This window comes from Pseudomonas sp. App30 (genome assembly GCF_047947025.1).
In the GTDB taxonomy this organism is placed as follows: domain Bacteria; phylum Pseudomonadota; class Gammaproteobacteria; order Pseudomonadales; family Pseudomonadaceae; genus Aquipseudomonas.
The window spans coordinates 6223010-6239877 of sequence record NZ_CP133165.1; the positions used below are offsets into that span (position 1 = coordinate 6223010).

The following is a 16868-nucleotide window of genomic DNA, read 5'->3' on the forward strand; positions in this document are numbered from 1 at the left end:
ACAAGGGTGACCGGCCATGGCCAGGACTATCCACTGGGGCGTGCTCGGCGCCGCCAACATCGCCACCGAACGCACCATGCCCGCCATGCTCCTGGCCCCCAGCGCCCGCCTGGTGGCGCTGGCCAGCCGCGACGCGAGCAAGGGCCGCGAGGTGGCCGAACGCTTCGATATTCCCCATCTGCACGCAAGCTACGATGACCTGCTGGCCAACCCGGCGGTGGACGCGGTGTACGTGCCGTTGCCCAACCAGCTGCATTTCGACTGGGCGGTACGCGCCCTCGAAGCCGGCAAACACGTGCTGTGCGAGAAGCCCCTGTGCCTGAGCGCTGCCCAGGTGCAGCAGCTGTGCCAGGTGCGCGACCGCACCGGCCTGCACATCGAGGAAGGCCTGGCCTTCCGCAACCACCCGCAGTGGGCGGCGCTGGAGCAGGCCAGCGTGCAAGGCACCCTGGGTGCGGTGCGCGCCGCGCACATCACCCTGGCCAAGCAGTTTCTCGACCCGGCCGACATCCGCAACGACCCCACGGCCGGTGGCGGCGCCCTCTATGACCTGGGCGTGTACGCGGTCAGCGCCTGCAACCTGGTGTTCAAGCGCTCGCCAAAACGCGTGATCGCGGCGCTGGAGTACGACCCGGTGTTCGGCATCGACCGGCTGTCCAGCGCCTTGCTCGACTACGGCGACTGCCACGCCGCGCTCACCGTGGCGACCCAGGCCGGGCCCGACGGCTGGGGCACGCACCAGCGCCTGGCGGTGCTGGGCGCCACCGGCTGGGTGAATTTCGATTTCCCCTGCGCCCACGCGCGGCCCAGCGCCTGCCACCTGCAGATCGGCGACCACCTGAGCGTCGGCGCCTTCCCCAGCGAAGTGTTGAGCTTTGAACCGGTGAACCATTACCAACTGCAGATCGAACGCTTCTCGCGCAAGCTGCTGGGCGACGACGTGCCCAGCTGGCCCATCGAAGATGCCCTGGCGACCCTGCGTACCCTTGAAGCGCTGTTTGCCTCGCAGCGCAGCGGCGGCTGGGAGGCCGTGCAATGAGCATCTACGACGAACCGAAGATCGACTGCCACAACCACCTGTTCGACCCGGCCAATTTCCCTTACCTGGCCAACACGATCTACCGCCCCGCCGGGCAGGAGATCGGCACCCTCAACCAGTTCGACCGGGTGCTGGACGCCTACGGCGTGCAGCACGCGCTGCTGGTGCAGCCCACCAGCGGCTACCGCGGCGACAACCGCCTGCTGCTGTCGGCGCTGGCCGCAGGGCAGGGGCGCTACAAGGGCGTGGTGGTGGTCGACCACGACATCAGCCTTGAGGCCCTGGCCAGCTACCAGGCCAAGGGCGTGGTGGGCGTGGCCTTCAACCCGGCCACCGAGGGCCTGACGGTGATGGCCGGCGCCGAGGCGCTGCTGCCCAAGCTGGCTGAGCTGGGCATGTTCGCGCAGATCCAGACGGTGGGCGACCAATTGGTGCAATTGCTGGAACTGATTGACCAGAGCGACGTGCGCCTGCTGATCGACCACTGCGGCCGCCCCGAGATCGAGCACGGCCTGTACCAGCCCGGCTTCCAGGCGCTGCTGCGCCTGGCCGAGCGCGGGCGGGCCACGGTGAAGATCTCCGGCATGCAGAAGTTCGCGCCCATGGACACGGTGTTCGAGGACACCGTGGGCTATGTGCAGGCGCTGCTGGAAACCTTCGGCGCGGATAACTGTGTGTGGGGGTCGGACTGGCCGTTCCTGCGCATGCAGCAACGCGTCGACTACGGCCCGCTGCTGAAGCTGGCCGAGCAGTTCATGCCCGACGTGGCCGTGCGCCGCACCGTGATGTGGGAGACGCCGCGGCGCCTGTTCGGGTTCTGCTGATTTGCCGGCGGCAAGGATGCCTGTGCACTAACAAAAACAAGATGAGGTACCCGCCATGAGTGTCGACAGCAAACTTGAACTTCCCGCGTACGCCGCCCCCGCCGTGGCCGCGCGCAGCCGCACCCGCTTCATGATCCTGGGGTTGATCGCCGGGGGCACCCTGATCAATTACCTGGACCGCAGCGTGATGGGCATCGCTGCCCCCAGCATCAGCGCTGACCTGGGCCTGAACGCGGCCATGATGGGCCTGATTTTCTCGGCGTTCTCCTGGACCTACGCCGCCGCGCAGATTCCTGGCGGCATCCTCCTGGACCGCCTGGGCACCAAGCTCACCTACTGGCTGGCGCTGACCCTGTGGTCGCTGTTCACCGGCCTGCAGGGCCTGGCCACCGGCTTCGCCTCGCTGCTGGGCATCCGCCTGCTGATCGGCGCCACCGAAGCGCCGTGCTTCCCCACCAACAGCCGCGTGGTCGCCATCTGGTTCCCGCAGAGCGAGCGGGCGCGGGCCACCAGCATCTACACCCTGGCCGAGTACTGCGGCCTGGCGTTCCTCACGCCGTTGCTGTTCTGGGTGCTGCACGCCTACGGCTGGCGCTTCATGCTGATGTCGGTGGGCGCCGTGGGCGTGCTGTACGGGCTGGTGTGGTGGCGCAAATTCCATGAGCCCCACGAGTCGACCCAGGCCAACCAGGCCGAACTGGACTACATCGCCGAGGGCGGTGGCGTGGTGGACGGCAGCCAGAAGGCCACGCGCTTTGCCTGGTCGCAGATTCCGGCACTGCTCAAGCAACGCAACATGCTGGGCATCTGCCTGGGCCAGTTCGCCTGCAACTCCACCAACGTGTTCTTCCTCACCTGGTTCCCCACCTACCTGGTCACCGAGCGCCACATGCCGTGGCTGAAAGTGGGCTGGGTGGCGGTGCTGCCGTTCATTGCCGCCTCGGTGGGCACGCTGTTCGGCGGCTGGCTGTCGGACGCCATGCTGCGCCGCGGCATTTCCCTGAACGTGGCGCGCAAGCTGCCGGTGATCACCGGCCTGCTGATGGCCTCGGTGATCGTGCTGGCCAACTACGTGGCCTCCGACGCCCTGGTGATCGCCATCCTGTGCGTGGCCTATTTCGCCCAGGGCATGTCGTCGCTGGCCTGGATGATTGTCTCCGACATCGCCCCCAAGGGCCTGATCGGCCTGAGCGGCGGCCTGTTCAACCTGTTTGCCAACGCCGCCGGCATCGTCATCCCGCTGGTGATCGGCATCATCGTGACCCTGACCGGCTCGTTCGTCTGGGCCATGGCCTTTATCTCGCTGGTGACGCTGTTCGGCGCCGCCTGCTACCTGTTCATGGTGCAAGACCTCAAGCGTCTGCCCGATATCCCGAACCTTTGAAAGGAGCGTTTTCATGAGTCAACACCTGGAAGGCCAGACGGCCATCATCACCGGCGGCATGCGCGGCATCGGCCTGGGCATCGCCAAGCGCCTGCGCCAGGCGGGCGCCAACATCGTGATCTGGGACCTCAACGTCGACAACTGGGACACCAGCGCCAACGGCTTCACCCCGGCCCTGCGCCAGTCGGTGAACGTGGCGTCGCTGGCGTCGGTGGAAGCCGCCTTCGCCGAGGTGGTGGCGCAGCTGGGCCGCGTCGACATTCTGGTCAACAACGCCGGCATCAACGGCCCGGTGGTGGAAAGCTGGAACTACCCGGTGGAGGCCTGGGACCAGGTGCTGGCCATCGACCTGACCGGCGTGTTCTATTGCTGCCGCACCGCCATCCCGCACATGCGTGAACGCAAGTACGGGCGCATCGTCAACGTCGCCTCCATGGCCGGCAAGGACGGCGTGCAGTACATCTCGGCGTATTCGGCGGCCAAGGCCGGCGTCATTGCCTTCACCAAGTCGGCGGCCAAGGAACTGGCCCAGGACGGCGTGCTGCTCAACTGCATTGCCCCGGCCATGGTGGAAACCGGCCTGATGGCCGAAATGACCGCCGAGCACATCGCCGCCAGCAAGGCCAAGATCCCCATGGGGCGCTTCCTGCAGATCGAGGAAATCGCCAACATGGTGACCTGGATCGCCGGCCCCGAGTGCAGCTTCACCACCGGCTTCGTGTTTGACCTCAGCGGCGGCAGGGCCACCTACTGATGGCCCTTGGCGTGGCTCACCTGACCGCGCTGCAACTGGCCCCCGCCGACCTGGTTCGCCAGGCCGCGGGGGCTGGTTTTTCTGCCGTGGGCCTGCGCCTGCACCCGGCCACGGCCGGTGGCTTGTGCTACCCGCTGGACGCCGCGGCGCGGCAGGCCCTGAAGGTGCTGCTGGACACCGAAGGCATGGCTGTCAGCGACATCGAGTTCGTCGAACTGACCCCCGACGTCGACGTGGCGGCCTGCCTGCCGCTGCTGGAAGCCGGTGCCGACCTGGGCGCGGTCAGCTTGACGGTGTCCGGCGATGACCCGCAGTTTTCGCGCCTGACCGACCACTACGCGCACCTGTGCGAGCTGGCGGTGGATTTCGGCCTGCGGGTGGACCTGGAGTTCATGCGCTGGCGCGCGGTGGGCAACCTGGCCCAGGCGCGGCAGATCGTGGAAGGGGCAGGGCAGGCCAACGGCGGCATCCTGGTGGATGCGTTGCACCTGTTCCGCAGTGGAGGGGACGTGGCAATGCTGGCCGATGTCGACCCGCGCTGGCTGCGTGCGGTGCAGTTGTGCGACGCGCCGTTGTTGGCGCCGCCGGAAGCGCTGATCATCACTGAAGCACGGGAAGGGCGCCTGCCACTCGGGCAGGGCCAATTGCCGCTGGCCGGGTTGCTGGCGGCGTTGCCGAAGGATGTGCAGGTGAGTGTGGAGATGCCCTATGGGGCGTTGGAAAGCCAGGCGCGTCTGGCCTTGGCCTATCAAACCGCAACACAATTGCGACCCCTGTAGCAGCGGCCAAAGGCCGCGTCACCGGCCCTTCAGGTGGGCCGCGGACGCAGCCTTCGGCAGCTGCTACGGGGTTTTGCGCTACAGCGCGGCGTCGCTCCACTCGCCGTTCACCAGGCGCTTGAGGCCCAGCGGGTTGCTGTTGCGCAGTGCTTCAGGCAGCAGCTCCTGCGGGTAGTTCTGGTAGCACACCGGGCGCAGGAAACGGTCGATGGCCAGGGTGCCCACCGAGGTGCCGCGGGAGTCGGAGGTGGCCGGGTACGGGCCGCCATGTACCATGGCTTCGCACACTTCCACGCCAGTGGGGTAGCCGTTGACCAGGATGCGCCCGACCTTCTGCTCCAGCAGCGGCACCAGCCACTGGTAGGCGACCAGGTCGGCGGACTCGCCGATCAGCGTGGCCGTCAACTGGCCGCGCAGGCCCTGCAGGGCCGCTTTCAGCTGGGCATCGTCCTTGGCCTCGATGACGATGGTGGCCGGGCCGAACACTTCTTCCTGCAGCAGTTCATCACCTTCCAGCAGCAGCGACACGTCAGCCTTGAACAGCTGCGGCCGCGCCTGGTTGCCCGACTGGGCCTCACCAGCCAGGTGGGTGACACCCGGGTGGGCCAGCAAGTGCGCAAGGCCCTGGCTGTAGCTGCGCAGGCCGCCGGCGTTGAGCATGGTCTGCGGCGCCTGGGCGGCCATCTGCGTTTGCAGCTGGCCCAGGAACGCGGTGAAGGCTGGCGAGCTGACGCCGATCACCAGGCCCGGGTTGGTGCAGAACTGGCCGCAGCCCATCACCACCGAGGCAGCCAGGTCCTTGGCCACGGTCTCGCCGCGGCTGGCCAGGGCTTCGGGCAACAAGACCACCGGGTTGATGCTCGACATCTCGGCGAACACCGGAATCGGCTGCGGGCGCTCGGCGGCCATCTTGCACAGGGCGTTGCCGCCGCTCAGCGAACCGGTGAAGCCCACGGCCTGGATGGCCGGGTGCTTGACCAACCACTCGCCCACGCCGCCGCCGAAGATCATGTTGAACACGCCCTTGGGCATGCCGGTCTTCTCGGCGGCGCGGATGATCGCGCAGCCCACCTGGTCAGCGGTGGCCATGTGGCCGCTGTGGGCCTTGAACACCACCGGGCAACCGGATGCCAGCGCGGCGGCGGTGTCGCCACCGGCGGTGCTGAAGGCCAGCGGGAAGTTGCTGGCGCCGAACACGGCCACCGGGCCTACGCCGATGCGGTATTGGCGCAGGTCCACGCGTGGCAGCGGCTTGCGGTCGGGCAGGGCCAGGTCGATGCGCGCGCCGAGGAAGTCGCCGCGGCGCAGCACCTTGGCGAACAGGCGCATCTGCCCGCTGGTACGGCCACGCTCACCCTGGATGCGGGCGGCGGGCAGGGCGGTTTCGCGGCAGACGATGGCCACGAAGTCGTCGCCCAGGGCGTCGATTTCGTCGGCGATGGCCTCGAGGAATTCGGCGCGACGGGCCGGGCTCAGGTGGCGGAATTCGGCGAAGGCGCTGTCGGCGGCCAGGCAGGCGGCGTCGACTTCGGCTTCGGTGGCCTGGATGAATTCGAACGGCAGGGCCTCGCCGGTGGTGGCGTCCAGGCTCTGCAGGCGCTTGCTGCCCTGGGCGCTGCGGCTGCCGGCAATGAAGTTGTGGCCGAGAAGGGTGGACATCGTGATCTCCTGGTTCTTCAGATTGTTCTGAGAAAGCACTAACGGCTTGATGTTGACGGACATCGTACAACCATGATGAGGCTTGTGCAATCGCAGGTCCGTGAGTAAAGACGGGTATTCCATCGGAGAATATTTGCGTTCAGGGCTACAGATTGCACTGTGATGTACGATAACTAGGCAGGATTTGGCCACTGGCCATTACTCACCTGCCTCGGGACACGTTCATGCTAATAAGAAACATCGGTGTTGCCCCCCGCGCCTTGACCGGCTTCTCCCTGATCGCCGCCCTGGTGGCCCTGCTGGGGTTCTTTGCCCTGGGGCAGATGGCCAATATTCGCCAGGGCCAGGTGGCCACTGAAAACGACTGGGTGCCCAGCCTGCGGGCGGTCAGTGACATCCGCGAAATCATGCTGCGCATCCGCACCATCTCCCTGCGCATGGCGCTGGACACCGACCCCACCAGCATCATCAGCTACCGCAGCCAGATGGACACCCGCCTCAACGACCTGCAGGCGAAACTGCAGGGCTACCGACCACGGGTGAACACGCCCCAGGAGCAGGCGATCTTTGCCCGCTTCGAGCAGTCGCTCAACGGCTACAACAGCGCCCTGCAACGCTCGTTCGTGTTGGCTGGGCAGGGCGACCGCGCCGGCCTGTTGAAGCTGCTGCTGGTGGACATGAAGCCGCTGGTGGATGACTCCGGCAGCCAGCTCAATGAGCTGGCCGACTACTACAGCGCCGGCATCGGCAACGAAACCCAGGGCTCGGCCGAGCAGTACGCGCGGTCGCGCACGGTGATCCTGGTGTTCATCGGCCTGGCGGCGCTGGCCACCATCAGCCTGGCGCTGATCCTCACCCGCAGCATCGTCATCCCGCTGAACGCCGCCCTGGCCGCGGCCGAGCGCATTGCCGGCGGCGACCTCAGCCAGCCGATCAAGGCCGACGGCAGCGACGAGGCCGGGCGCCTGCTGACCGCGCTGGCGGCCATGCAGCAGCAATTGCGCCAGACCCTGGGTGAAATCTCCACCAGCGCCAGCGCCCTGGCATCTTCCCTGCACGCCCTGCGCCAGGCCTCGGAGGCCGGCAGCGACGGCATGCACCGGCAAAGCGAAGAAGTGAACATGGCCGCCACCGCCGTTACCCAGCTGAGCGCGGCGGTGGACGAGGTGGCCAGCCATGCGGTGTCCACGTCCGACTCGACCCGCGACTGCAACCAGGTGGCGCGCCAGGGTCAGGGGCAGGTCGCCGACACCCGCGCCAGCATCGAACAACTGCGCAGCGACCTGCAGGCCACCGCGGCCCAGGTCAGCGCCCTGGCCGAGCGCTCCCAGGCCATCGGCACGGTGCTGGACGTGATCGGCGCCATCGCCGGGCAGACCAACCTGCTGGCGCTGAACGCGGCCATCGAGGCGGCGCGCGCCGGTGAATCGGGGCGTGGTTTTGCCGTGGTCGCCGACGAAGTGCGGGCCCTGGCCCACCGCACCCAGCAGTCGACGCTGGAGATCGAAACCATGGTGCAGGGCATGCGCAGCGGCTCCGACCTGGCGCTGCAGGCCATGCACACCAGCGCCCAGCGCGCCGACGCCACCCTGGGCATCGCCGATGGCGCCGCCCAGGCGTTGCAGGGCATCACCCAGGCCATGGAGCAGATCATGGAGCGCAACCTGGTGATCGCCAGCGCCACCGAGGAACAGGCCCAGGTGGCCCGCGAGGTGGACAGCAACCTGCTCAACATCCGCGACTTCGCCAGCCGCGCCGCCGAGGGCGCCGAGCAGTCCCGCGAAGCCACCCGCGACCTGGCGCAGCTGGCCGGCAACCTCGACGGGCTGGTGTCGCGGTTCAAGTTCTGAGGTTCGCCCCGTAGCCGCTGCCGCAGGCTGCGCTGGCCGGCAGCCACGCCGCAGATGTGTGGTGTACGTGAGGGCCAGCGCAGCCTGGCGGCAGCGGCTACACGGGGCCCTACTCGATTTCGGCCGCCGCCCGGTGCGCCATGATCTGCGGCAAGGTGCGCTCGATCCAGTCCGCCAGGCCGCCCACCAAGGCGGCCGCTTCCTCGCCCCAGGGCGTCAGGCGGTATTCCACATGGGGCGGCACCACCGGCAGCGAGGTGCGCAGCACCAGCCCGTCGCCTTCCAGGCCTTGCAGCGTCTGCGCCAGCATCTTCTCGCTGACCCCGCCGATCTTGCGCCGCAAGTCGCTGAAGCGGTGCATGCCGCCCGCCAGAATCACCAGCACCAACACCCCCCAGCGGCTGGTGACATGCTTGAGCACGTCGCGCGAGGGGCAGTTGGCGTCCATCAATTCGCCCCGGCGCGCCTGGGCGGAGAATGAATCGCTCATTTCATACTTACCTTTTTGTGCGTACTTACTTTTCGTTAGCTTAGGCTATAGGGTGATCGCTCTTTCATCACTTGCCAAGGTAAATCTTCATGATCGCAATCACTGGTGCCACCGGTCAGCTGGGTCGTCTGGTTATCGCTGCGCTGCTCAAGCGCGTGCCCGCCGACCAAATCATCGCCCTGGCCCGTCACCCGGAAAAGGCCGGCGACCTGGGCGTGGCCGTGCGTGAATTCAACTACGACCAGCCCGAAGCCATGGTGGTAGGCCTGCAGGGCGTGGACAAGCTGCTGCTGATTTCGTCCAGCGAACTGGGCAAGCGCGCCGCCCAGCACCAGGCCGTCATCAACGCCGCCAAGCAGGCCGGCGTCAAGCTGGTGGCCTACACCAGCGTGCTGCACGCCACCGGCTCGGCCCTGGGCCTGGCCGCCGAACACCAGCAGACCGAACAGGCGCTGGCCGCCAGCGGCGTGCCCCATGTGCTGCTGCGCAACGGCTGGTACAACGAGAACTACAGCGCCGGCGTGCCGGCCGCCGTGGCCCATGACGCCCTGCTGGGCGCCGCCGGGGAAGGGCGCATCGCCTCCGCTGCACGCGCCGACTACGCTGAGGCCGCCGCCGTGGTGCTGACCAGCGAAGGCCACGTGGGCAAGACCTACGAACTGGCTGGCGACAGCAGCTACACCCTGGCCGAGCTGGCTGCCGAGGTGTCGCGCCAGGCCGGTAAAAACGTGCCCTACAACAACTTGCCGGAGGCCGACTACAAGGCCGTCCTGGTGCAGGTGGGCCTGCCCGAGCCGATCGCTGACCTGCTGGCCAACTCCGACGCGGCGGCGGCCAAGGGCGCGCTGTTCGATGACAGCAAAGTGCTGAGCGGCCTGATCGGCCGGCCCACCACCCCGGTGGCCGAGGCGGTGGCGGTCGCCCTGAAGGGCTGAGGCGTCAGTTGTTGATGACGTAGAGGCAGATCGACAGGGTCAGCAGCGAACCGAGGGTCGAGATCAGGATGGTGCTGGACACCACCGAGGCCTCGCGCTTGTAGTACTCGGCCAGCATGAACGGCCCGGTGCCGGTGGGCAGGGCGCTGAGCAGCAGCGCCGAATGCGCCCACAGCGGCGGCAGGTGGAACACCTTGTAGGCCAGGAACCAGGTCAGCAAGGGGTGGCCCACCAGCTTGATCAGCACCAGCAGCGAGGTCCCCTGGCGGGGACCTTGCTGTTTCTGCGCCAGGAACAGCCCCAGGGAAATCAGCGCGCAGGGCGTGGTGGCCGCGCCCAGCAGGCTCAGGAACTTGCTCGCCGGCGCCGGCAGCGGCGCGCCGGTCATGGCCCAGCAGGCGCCGAGGATCGGCGACACCACCAGCGGGTTCTTGGCCAGCGCCACCAGCACTTTCAAGACAATGCGGTGCACCTGGGCTTCGCTCTGCAGGCCAATCTCGATGCACACCAGGGCCAGGCCGAACAGCACGCAGACCACCAGCAGCGAGGCGATCAGCGCCGGCTCCAGGCCGCTGCCGCCCAGCACCATCACGCACAGGGGAATGCCGATGTAGCCGGTGTTGGCGTAGGACGCGCTGAGGGCGTCGATGCTGGCGTCGGCGAAGTGCCCGGCTTTCTTCCAGCGCAGCGCCAGGGTCAGCACGAACATCGCCAGGGTACCCAGGGTGAAGGTGGCGACGAAGCCGGGGTGCCAGATCTGCTCCCAGGTGGCCGTGGCGGTGGAGGTGAACAACAGCGCCGGCAGGCACAGCCACACCACCATGCGGTTGATCTCCGAGGCAGCGGTGGGGCCCAGGCGGTTGGTGCGGCGGCAGACATAGCCCACCAGGATCAGCGCGAAAATGGGCAACAGGACATTCAACACAGAAGACATGAGCAGCGGAAACCTTGGAGTGCCGGACAGGCTGGCAAGGTTAAGGAAGTGAATCGTTAGCGTCCAATCTTTCTTGCCGGGGCTGGCGTACAGCGTGTAGGAGAATGCTTACACGGGCCGGCGGGAATCTCCTCTATGGGAAAATTCTCACCCTGCGTAGACTTGGATCCATCAACTGCTGCACAGGAGTGCAGCGGGATCAGGGAAGATCGACCATTGGCCCGGAGGGCTGCCGACAAGGAGTTGGATGGTCTTGAAGAAAACCCGCCTCGGCGGGTTTTTTGTTGCCTGCGAAAAAGCCCCCGCAGGGGCTTATTTTTTCACCGGCACGATTTTCTCGATGACGCTGTTGCTCAACTGCACCAGCACGTATTTGTCGTTCACCCGCACCCAGTGGCTCTTGTCCTCGTCGGGGGCCGACAGGCCGTGGGCCTGCCAGTTCTTCACCTCTTCGGAATCGCGGCGGAAGTGGTCGGGGATCTTGTCGCCGACCTTGAACTGGCCGGTGTCGGTGCCGGGTATCTGCACCGCCGGCTCCGCGGGTTGCGCCGCCTGGGTCAGCCCCGCCACGCCACTCAGACTTGCCACCACGACCGCCATCGCGGTCCATGTCGTGATTTTCATCCTGTACTCCCGGTGATTGAGGTCGTCACAACCTCTGACCCCGGGGGCGCCGAAACATTCCTTTTTTGCCGGCGGACGCCTTTGTGGGAGCGGGTTCTACCCGCGAAAAGACCACTGCGGTCGGACTGTTTCCCCGCAGTGTGGCTTTCGCGGGCAGAGCCCGCTCCCACAGGGCCCCTCAGGTCAACAACTCGGCAAACGCCTTGTCAGCTTCCAGCACCGCCGGCAGGGCGCTGAACAGCGCGTCCAGGTCCAGGCCCTCCAGCAGCGGGCCGTCCACGGCCTCGCGGGCGTCGTCGGTGTCGCCGCCGCTGGCCTGCAGGGCGTCGGAGATGGCGATGGCCTGGGCCACCACGCGTGGCAGCTCGGCGGGTGGCGGGGCCTGCACGGGACGGGCCTGGTAGGCGATGGCGTGCTGGATGCTCACCGGCAGCTGCCAGCGCCGCGCCAACTCGGCACCCACCTCGGGGTAGCCAAAGCCCAGGTGCAGGGTTTCGCTGGCCGCGCGGCCGGCGTTGCCGGCCTTGTGGGCGTGGTTGATCTGCGCCGCCACCATGGGCGCGCCGGTCTGGATCAGCAGCTCGCCGATGTTGTGCATCACCCCGCAGGTAAACGCGGTCTCGGCGTCCAGCCCGGCCTGCTTGGCCAGCAGGCGGCAGATGCCGGCCACCTGGAAGCTCTTGAGCCAGAAGCCCTTGAGGTCGAAGTTGGCGCTGGCCTTGAAGGCACCGGTCACGGCCGAGGCCAGCACCAGGGTGCGCAGGGTGTTGAAGCCCAGGCGCAGCGCGGCGTCCTCGATGCTAGCCGACTCACGGGCGCCGCGAAAGCGCGCGGAGTTTGCCAGGCGCAGGATCTTGGCGGCGATCACCGGGTCTTTCTCGATATTGCGGGCCACGCTTTCGAGGCTGGTTGAGGGGCTGTCGAACTGCTGGATCAGGTCTTGCGCCACCTTGGGAATGCTGGGCAGGCTGTGCAGATCGGCGAATAGCGTTTCGATTTCCATGGCATGACACCTGTTGTGGACGCGGGTAGATTCAACCATAGGCAATTTTTGCCGGCTTGCCCGGCAAATCCCGACGCAATGTGCTGTTACCCCGACCGGGAAACCAGGGCGGGACAAATCGAATTACGCGTTGTAGAATCAAGTTACGCATATAAGAATAAACCGGCGGGGAATGGGTCCACATGAAGCGACTCGGGTTCAAATTGATTTTTGGTGATTTTCTCGCCCGCAGCGTGCGGGGCATCTCCTGCGCGCCACCCCGTGCACGTGCCTGACCGAACGACACCCTCTTTCGTTTTTAGCGCACTGCCTGCACGAGGAAACACATCATGGCCGATCTCTACGACAACCCCATGGGCCTCATGGGCTTCGAGTTCATCGAATTCGCCTCGCCCACCCCTGGCACCCTTGAGCCGATCTTCCAGATCATGGGCTTCACCAAGGTGGCCGAGCACCGCTCCAAGGACGTGCACCTGTACCGCCAGGGCAGCATCAACCTGATCCTCAACAACGAGCCGCACAGCCTGGCGTCGTACTTTGCCGCCGAGCACGGGCCGTCGGTGTGCGGCATGGCTTTCCGCGTGGCCAACGCCCACAAGGCCTACGCCCGCGCCCTGGAACTGGGCGCCCAGCCCATCGAGATCGCCACCGGGCCCATGGAGCTGCGCCTGCCGGCCATCAAGGGCATCGGCGGCGCGCCGCTGTACCTGATCGACCGCTTCGGCGAGGGCAGCTCCATCTACGACATCGACTTCAACTGGCTGCCGGGCGTGGACCGCCACCCCGTGGGCGCGGGCCTCAAGGTCATCGACCACCTGACCCACAACGTCTACCGCGGGCGCATGGCCTACTGGGCCGGGTTCTACGAGAAGCTGTTCAACTTCCGCGAGATCCGCTACTTCGACATCAAGGGTGAATACACCGGCCTGACCTCCAAGGCCATGACCGCGCCCGACGGCCTGATCCGCATCCCGCTGAACGAGGAATCGTCCAAGGGCGCCGGGCAGATCGAGGAGTTCCTCATGCAGTTCAACGGCGAGGGCATCCAGCACGTGGCGTTCCTCACCGACGACCTGGTGCAGACCTGGGACGCGTTGAAGGCCATTGGCATGCGCTTCATGACCGCGCCGCCCGACACCTACTACCAGATGCTCGAGGGCCGCTTGCCCGGCCACGGCGAGCCGGTGGGCGAGTTGCAGGCGCGCGGTATCCTGCTGGACGGCTCGTCGCAGCCGGGTGACCAGCGCCTGCTGCTGCAGATCTTCTCGCAGACCCTGATGGGCCCGGTGTTCTTCGAGTTCATCCAGCGCAAGGGCGACGACGGCTTCGGCGAGGGCAACTTCAAGGCGCTGTTCGAATCCATCGAGCGCGACCAGATCGAGCGCGGCGTGTTAAGCACCGAATAACCCCGATCCACGGTGCACGCGGACCCAGCCTTGGGCCGGGTGATGTGCGTAGCAGCTGCCGCAGGCTGCGTCCGGCCCCACCGCCGATCTGCGGTATACGCGGACGCGGCCTTTGGCCGCTGCTACGGACGCTGCTGGCGGCGCAACAGCCAATGGCACACGCCGCCGGTCAGCACCCCCAGCAACAACAACCCGCCCAGGGTCGACAGTCCCTGTATCCTCCACAGCTCCCAGGCCTTCTCCGGCGAGAACCCGCTGTGCACCCGGTAGCCATGGCGTTCCGACACCTGCGAGGTGTGATGCGCCTGGTGGTCGGGAATCTCGCCATCCTGGATGCTGCTGTCGCCCCACAGGAACGCGTTGCCTACCTGCATGATCAGCACTGTGTCGCCCTGGATCAGCCGCAGCGCCTCGGCCAGCGTGCGGCCGTCGATCACCGTACGCACGCCCCGCGGGTGTTCGTACAGCCGGTACACCAGCGATGCCTCGTTCGGGGTCACCGGGTTGCTGGCGCGCAACAGCAGGTGACGGTTGAAGTATTCGCCAGGCTCCACCGCCCGCTTGTAGGCGCCGTAGAACGAGCTGCAGTAGGCGTCGTGGTTGCGCACCAGGTTGGCCGAGCGCACGTAGGGCTCGATGGTGACTTCCTGCAGGATCGCCTGGATCACCGCGGCGTTGCAGGGCTTGCCCGCCAGTGGCATCAGGCGTTGGGCGCTCTGGGCGGCCTGGTCGATCATGCTGTCCAGCTGGCGCACGGCTTCGCCAGCCACATGCTGGGCCTGGAATTCGAAGGTGCGGGTCACCTGCCAGCGCAGCACCAGCATGCCGCTGAGCACCGGCAGCAAGCCGATAAGCCCGGCGACGAGCAGCGCGCGCACGCGCGCCGAGGGGAGGGGAAAGGCTTTCATGGGCACGTCCTTGTGTCGGGGGAGGAGGATCATCCCGCCAGCATAAGGGCGCGTGCCCGGCGTTTTTGTGGCCGCTATCGCAGCGTGGCGTGGGACTTCACGCAGCGCCCGGTGGGCCGTTTCAATTGGCCAGCGCCTCGGCGCGCGGCAGGCGTTCCTGGGCCGGGCTGCGAGCGAAGTAGCGCTTGTACTCGCGGCTGAACTGCGAACTGCTCTGGTAGCCCACGCGGTGCGCCACCTGGCTGACGCTCATGCCTTCGGCCACCAGCATCGAGCGTGCCTTGATCAGCCGCAGCTGCTTGAGGTACTGGATGGGCGAGGCCATGGTGGCGCGCTTGAAATGCTCGTGGAAGGTCGAGGCGCTCATATTGGCCCGGCGCGCCAGTTCATCGACCTGCAGCGGTTGATCGAAATGGCTGTGCAGCCAGGTCAGGGCGCCGGCAATGCGCGCGAACTGCCCCTGTTGCTCCACCAGCGCGCGCAGCACCCCGCCCTGGGGCCCGCGCAGGGCGGCGAACAGCACCTCGCGCAGGCGCGACTGGCCCAGGATGCGGCAGGCTTGCGGGTCGTGCAGGCACTCCAGCAGGCGTTCCACGGCGCAGCGCATGTCCTCGTCCAGCTCGGCGCTGACCATCGAGGAGGGCGTCTGCACCTGATGCTCGGCTGGCCCCATGGCCAGCACCAGCTCACCCAGCACCAGGCGGTCGATGGGAATGCTCACGCCCAGCAGCGGCAATTGCTCGGTGGCGAAGGTCTCGTACTGGAACGGCACCGGCAGCGCCTGCACCAGGTAGTGGCCGGCGCCGTACTCCAGCGCACGCTCGCCCAGGTAGGCGATCTTGCTGCCCTGGGCAATGATCATCAGGCTGGGGTCGTAGATCTGTGGGCAACGGGCGGCGTTGCCGTGGGAACTGACCACGCGCAGGCCGTCGATGGCCGTGGGCAGGAAGCCGTCGCAGTGGGCCAGGGGCTGGAGCAGGGACACCAGACGGGCATTGGCGTCCAGGTGGCAGGTGGGTGACATGAAGGGTTCCGCAATGGTGATGACAGTCAGGGTGCCATGATCGCAAATTTTTGCCCGCCTGCGGGGGCTCCCGGAGGAATAGGCATGCATCGCGCAGGATCACCCATGGCCCCGGGGCGCCTGAATCCGGACAATGCCGCCGCTTTAAGGGCTTGTGCCCTGTTATCGCAAAAGAGGTACCGCATGTCTAAAGCTCTGGGTTACGCCGCACTTACCCCCACCACGCCCCTGGCGCCACTGGCCTTCGAACGCCGCGACCCGCGCGCCAACGACGTCAGCATCGATATCCTGTACTGCGGCGTGTGCCACTCCGACCTGCACCAGGCCCGCAACGAGTGGGGCATTGCCGTGTACCCGCTGATGCCTGGCCACGAAATCGTCGGCAAGGTCACCGCCGTGGGCCCGGCCGTGCGCAACTACAAGGTCGGCGACCTGGTGGGCGTGGGCTGCATGGTCGACTCGTGCCAGCAGTGCGCGGCCTGCCGCAAGGACCTGGAGCAGTACTGCCAGGCCGGCCCGACCATGACCTACGCCACCCCGGACCGCATCGACGGCACCAACACCATGGGCGGCTACTCCGACCACATCGTGGTGCGTGAAGAGTTCGTGGTGCGCATTCCCGAGGGCATGGACCTGGCTGCTGCCGCGCCGATCCTGTGCGCCGGCATCACCACCTACTCGCCGCTCAAGCACCACGGCGTGGGCGCTGGCCACAAGGTCGGCATCCTGGGCATGGGTGGCCTGGGCCACATGGGCATCAAGTTCGCCAAGGCCCTGGGCGCCGAAGTGACCGTGTTCACCCGTTCCGCCAGCAAGGCCGCCGAGGCACGCAAGCAGGGCGCCGACCACGTCATCGTCTCCACCGATGAGGCGCAGATGGCCGCTGCCGCCGGGCGTTTCGACTTCCTGCTGGACACCATCCCGGTGCAGCACGACCTCAACCCCTACCTGCAGACCCTGACCTTCGACGGCGTGCACATCCTGGTGGGCCTGATCGAGCCGGTGTCGCCGCCGCTGCACGCCGCCAACCTGGTGCTGCAACGCCGCGTGCTGGCCGGCTCGCTGATCGGCGGCATCGCCGAGACCCAGGAAGTGCTGGACTTCTGCGCCGAGCACGGCATCACCTGTGACATCGAGATGCTCGACATCCGCAACATCAACGAAGCGTTCGAGCGCATGATCGTGGGTGATGTGAAGTACCGTTTCGTCATCGACATGGCCACCCTGAAGGCCTGATGCACCGCACCCCGTAGCC

General features: G+C 66.9%; 16 protein-coding genes and 1 pseudogene. 10 read left to right on the forward strand and 7 right to left on the reverse strand.

The window, feature by feature from the left end:
• The first annotated feature begins 16 nt into the window (after positions 1 to 16).
• Genes RAM80_RS28710 through RAM80_RS28730 form a run of 5 tightly spaced genes read left to right on the forward strand, consistent with a single transcriptional unit; the run spans position 17 to position 4780 of the window.
• Positions 17 to 1039, forward strand: a complete 1023-nt coding sequence (locus RAM80_RS28710; RefSeq protein ID WP_416423752.1) for a Gfo/Idh/MocA family protein — start codon at positions 17 to 19, stop codon at positions 1037 to 1039.
• Positions 1036 to 1863 (forward strand): amidohydrolase family protein, encoded by an 828-nt coding sequence (locus RAM80_RS28715; protein WP_416423753.1) that lies wholly within the window; start codon positions 1036 to 1038, stop codon positions 1861 to 1863. Before RAM80_RS28710 ends, RAM80_RS28715 begins: the two co-directional genes overlap by 4 nt.
• Positions 1864 to 1918: 55 nt before the next feature.
• A complete protein-coding gene (locus tag RAM80_RS28720) occupies positions 1919 to 3247 on the forward strand; it encodes an MFS transporter (RefSeq protein WP_416423754.1) in 1329 nt (442 codons plus the stop codon).
• Positions 3248 to 3260: 13 nt separating this feature from the next.
• The gene (locus tag RAM80_RS28725) at positions 3261 to 4001 is read left to right on the forward strand and encodes an SDR family NAD(P)-dependent oxidoreductase (RefSeq protein WP_416423755.1); all 741 of its coding nucleotides are present in this window, start codon (positions 3261 to 3263) and stop codon (positions 3999 to 4001) included.
• Positions 3998 to 4780 carry a sugar phosphate isomerase/epimerase family protein gene (locus RAM80_RS28730; RefSeq protein WP_416427584.1) on the forward strand — a complete coding sequence of 261 codons (783 nt, stop codon included), beginning with the start codon at positions 3998 to 4000 and terminating at the stop codon, positions 4778 to 4780. Before RAM80_RS28725 ends, RAM80_RS28730 begins: the two co-directional genes overlap by 4 nt.
• A 78-nt stretch (positions 4781 to 4858) precedes the next feature.
• On the opposite strand, the gene RAM80_RS28735 is transcribed toward RAM80_RS28730, so the two are convergent.
• Complete coding sequence (locus tag RAM80_RS28735; RefSeq protein WP_416423756.1) at positions 4859 to 6439, reverse strand: aldehyde dehydrogenase (NADP(+)); 1581 nt, start codon at positions 6437 to 6439, stop codon at positions 4859 to 4861.
• A 224-nt stretch (positions 6440 to 6663) separates the two neighbouring features.
• Here RAM80_RS28735 and RAM80_RS28740 point away from each other — a divergent pair.
• Positions 6664 to 7434: pseudogene (locus tag RAM80_RS28740) on the forward strand (MCP four helix bundle domain-containing protein); the annotation flags it as partial.
• 126 nt (positions 7435 to 7560) lie between these two features.
• Positions 7561 to 8289, forward strand: coding sequence for a methyl-accepting chemotaxis protein (locus RAM80_RS28745; protein ID WP_416427585.1), 729 nt, complete (start codon positions 7561 to 7563; stop codon positions 8287 to 8289).
• Between the two features lie 109 nt (positions 8290 to 8398).
• On the opposite strand, the gene RAM80_RS28750 is transcribed toward RAM80_RS28745, so the two are convergent.
• A complete protein-coding gene (locus RAM80_RS28750; protein ID WP_416423757.1) occupies positions 8399 to 8779 on the reverse strand; it encodes a winged helix-turn-helix transcriptional regulator in 381 nt (126 codons plus the stop codon).
• 89 nt (positions 8780 to 8868) lie between these two features.
• On the opposite strand from RAM80_RS28750, the gene RAM80_RS28755 reads away from it, so the two are divergent.
• The gene (locus tag RAM80_RS28755; protein WP_416423758.1) at positions 8869 to 9714 is read left to right on the forward strand and encodes an SDR family oxidoreductase; all 846 of its coding nucleotides are present in this window, start codon (positions 8869 to 8871) and stop codon (positions 9712 to 9714) included.
• Between the two features lie 4 nt (positions 9715 to 9718).
• On the opposite strand, the gene RAM80_RS28760 is transcribed toward RAM80_RS28755, so the two are convergent.
• The 3 genes from RAM80_RS28760 to RAM80_RS28770 form a co-directional block, all read right to left on the reverse strand.
• A complete protein-coding gene (locus RAM80_RS28760) occupies positions 9719 to 10648 on the reverse strand; it encodes an AEC family transporter (RefSeq protein ID WP_416423759.1) in 930 nt (309 codons plus the stop codon).
• Positions 10649 to 10960: 312 nt separating this feature from the next.
• Entirely contained in the window at positions 10961 to 11272 is a 312-nt protein-coding gene (locus tag RAM80_RS28765) for an RcnB family protein (protein ID WP_416423760.1), read from the reverse strand.
• Between the two features lie 178 nt (positions 11273 to 11450).
• Positions 11451 to 12275: an HDOD domain-containing protein gene (locus RAM80_RS28770; protein ID WP_416423761.1), complete on the reverse strand. Its 825-nt coding sequence runs from the start codon at positions 12273 to 12275 to the stop codon at positions 11451 to 11453.
• A 329-nt stretch (positions 12276 to 12604) separates the two neighbouring features.
• On the opposite strand from RAM80_RS28770, the gene hppD reads away from it, so the two are divergent.
• Positions 12605 to 13681 (forward strand): 4-hydroxyphenylpyruvate dioxygenase, encoded by a 1077-nt coding sequence (gene hppD / locus RAM80_RS28775; protein ID WP_416423762.1) that lies wholly within the window; start codon positions 12605 to 12607, stop codon positions 13679 to 13681.
• Positions 13682 to 13803: 122 nt separating this feature from the next.
• On the opposite strand, the gene RAM80_RS28780 is transcribed toward hppD, so the two are convergent.
• Together RAM80_RS28780 and RAM80_RS28785 are read right to left on the reverse strand one after the other, a co-directional pair.
• On the reverse strand, positions 13804 to 14589 hold the full coding sequence (locus RAM80_RS28780) for a CSS-motif domain-containing protein (RefSeq protein ID WP_416423763.1): 786 nt from the start codon (positions 14587 to 14589) through the stop codon (positions 13804 to 13806).
• 121 nt (positions 14590 to 14710) lie between these two features.
• Positions 14711 to 15613: an AraC family transcriptional regulator N-terminal domain-containing protein gene (locus tag RAM80_RS28785; RefSeq protein ID WP_416423764.1), complete on the reverse strand. Its 903-nt coding sequence runs from the start codon at positions 15611 to 15613 to the stop codon at positions 14711 to 14713.
• A gap of 183 nt (positions 15614 to 15796) precedes the next feature.
• On the opposite strand from RAM80_RS28785, the gene RAM80_RS28790 reads away from it, so the two are divergent.
• On the forward strand, positions 15797 to 16849 hold the full coding sequence (locus RAM80_RS28790) for an NAD(P)-dependent alcohol dehydrogenase (RefSeq protein WP_416423765.1): 1053 nt from the start codon (positions 15797 to 15799) through the stop codon (positions 16847 to 16849).
• Positions 16850 to 16868 lie beyond the last annotated feature (19 nt).

What these genes read in the sequence shown, in the direction of transcription:
- RAM80_RS28710 (WP_416423752.1), top strand. Translation starts at nt 17, where the DNA reads ATGGCCAGGACTATCCACTGGGGCGTGCTCGGCGCCGCCAACATCGCC.
- RAM80_RS28715 (WP_416423753.1), top strand. Translation starts at nt 1,036, where the DNA reads ATGAGCATCTACGACGAACCGAAGATCGACTGCCACAACCACCTGTTC.
- RAM80_RS28720 (WP_416423754.1), top strand. Translation starts at nt 1,919, where the DNA reads ATGAGTGTCGACAGCAAACTTGAACTTCCCGCGTACGCCGCCCCCGCC.
- RAM80_RS28725 (WP_416423755.1), top strand. Translation starts at nt 3,261, where the DNA reads ATGAGTCAACACCTGGAAGGCCAGACGGCCATCATCACCGGCGGCATG.
- RAM80_RS28735 (WP_416423756.1), bottom strand. Translation starts at nt 6,439, where the DNA reads ATGTCCACCCTTCTCGGCCACAACTTCATTGCCGGCAGCCGCAGCGCC.
- RAM80_RS28745 (WP_416427585.1), top strand. Translation starts at nt 7,561, where the DNA reads ATGGCCGCCACCGCCGTTACCCAGCTGAGCGCGGCGGTGGACGAGGTG.
- RAM80_RS28750 (WP_416423757.1), bottom strand. Translation starts at nt 8,779, where the DNA reads ATGAGCGATTCATTCTCCGCCCAGGCGCGCCGGGGCGAATTGATGGAC.
- RAM80_RS28755 (WP_416423758.1), top strand. Translation starts at nt 8,869, where the DNA reads ATGATCGCAATCACTGGTGCCACCGGTCAGCTGGGTCGTCTGGTTATC.
- RAM80_RS28760 (WP_416423759.1), bottom strand. Translation starts at nt 10,648, where the DNA reads ATGTCTTCTGTGTTGAATGTCCTGTTGCCCATTTTCGCGCTGATCCTG.
- RAM80_RS28765 (WP_416423760.1), bottom strand. Translation starts at nt 11,272, where the DNA reads ATGAAAATCACGACATGGACCGCGATGGCGGTCGTGGTGGCAAGTCTG.
- RAM80_RS28770 (WP_416423761.1), bottom strand. Translation starts at nt 12,275, where the DNA reads ATGGAAATCGAAACGCTATTCGCCGATCTGCACAGCCTGCCCAGCATT.
- hppD (WP_416423762.1), top strand. Translation starts at nt 12,605, where the DNA reads ATGGCCGATCTCTACGACAACCCCATGGGCCTCATGGGCTTCGAGTTC.
- RAM80_RS28780 (WP_416423763.1), bottom strand. Translation starts at nt 14,589, where the DNA reads ATGAAAGCCTTTCCCCTCCCCTCGGCGCGCGTGCGCGCGCTGCTCGTC.
- RAM80_RS28785 (WP_416423764.1), bottom strand. Translation starts at nt 15,613, where the DNA reads ATGTCACCCACCTGCCACCTGGACGCCAATGCCCGTCTGGTGTCCCTG.
- RAM80_RS28790 (WP_416423765.1), top strand. Translation starts at nt 15,797, where the DNA reads ATGTCTAAAGCTCTGGGTTACGCCGCACTTACCCCCACCACGCCCCTG.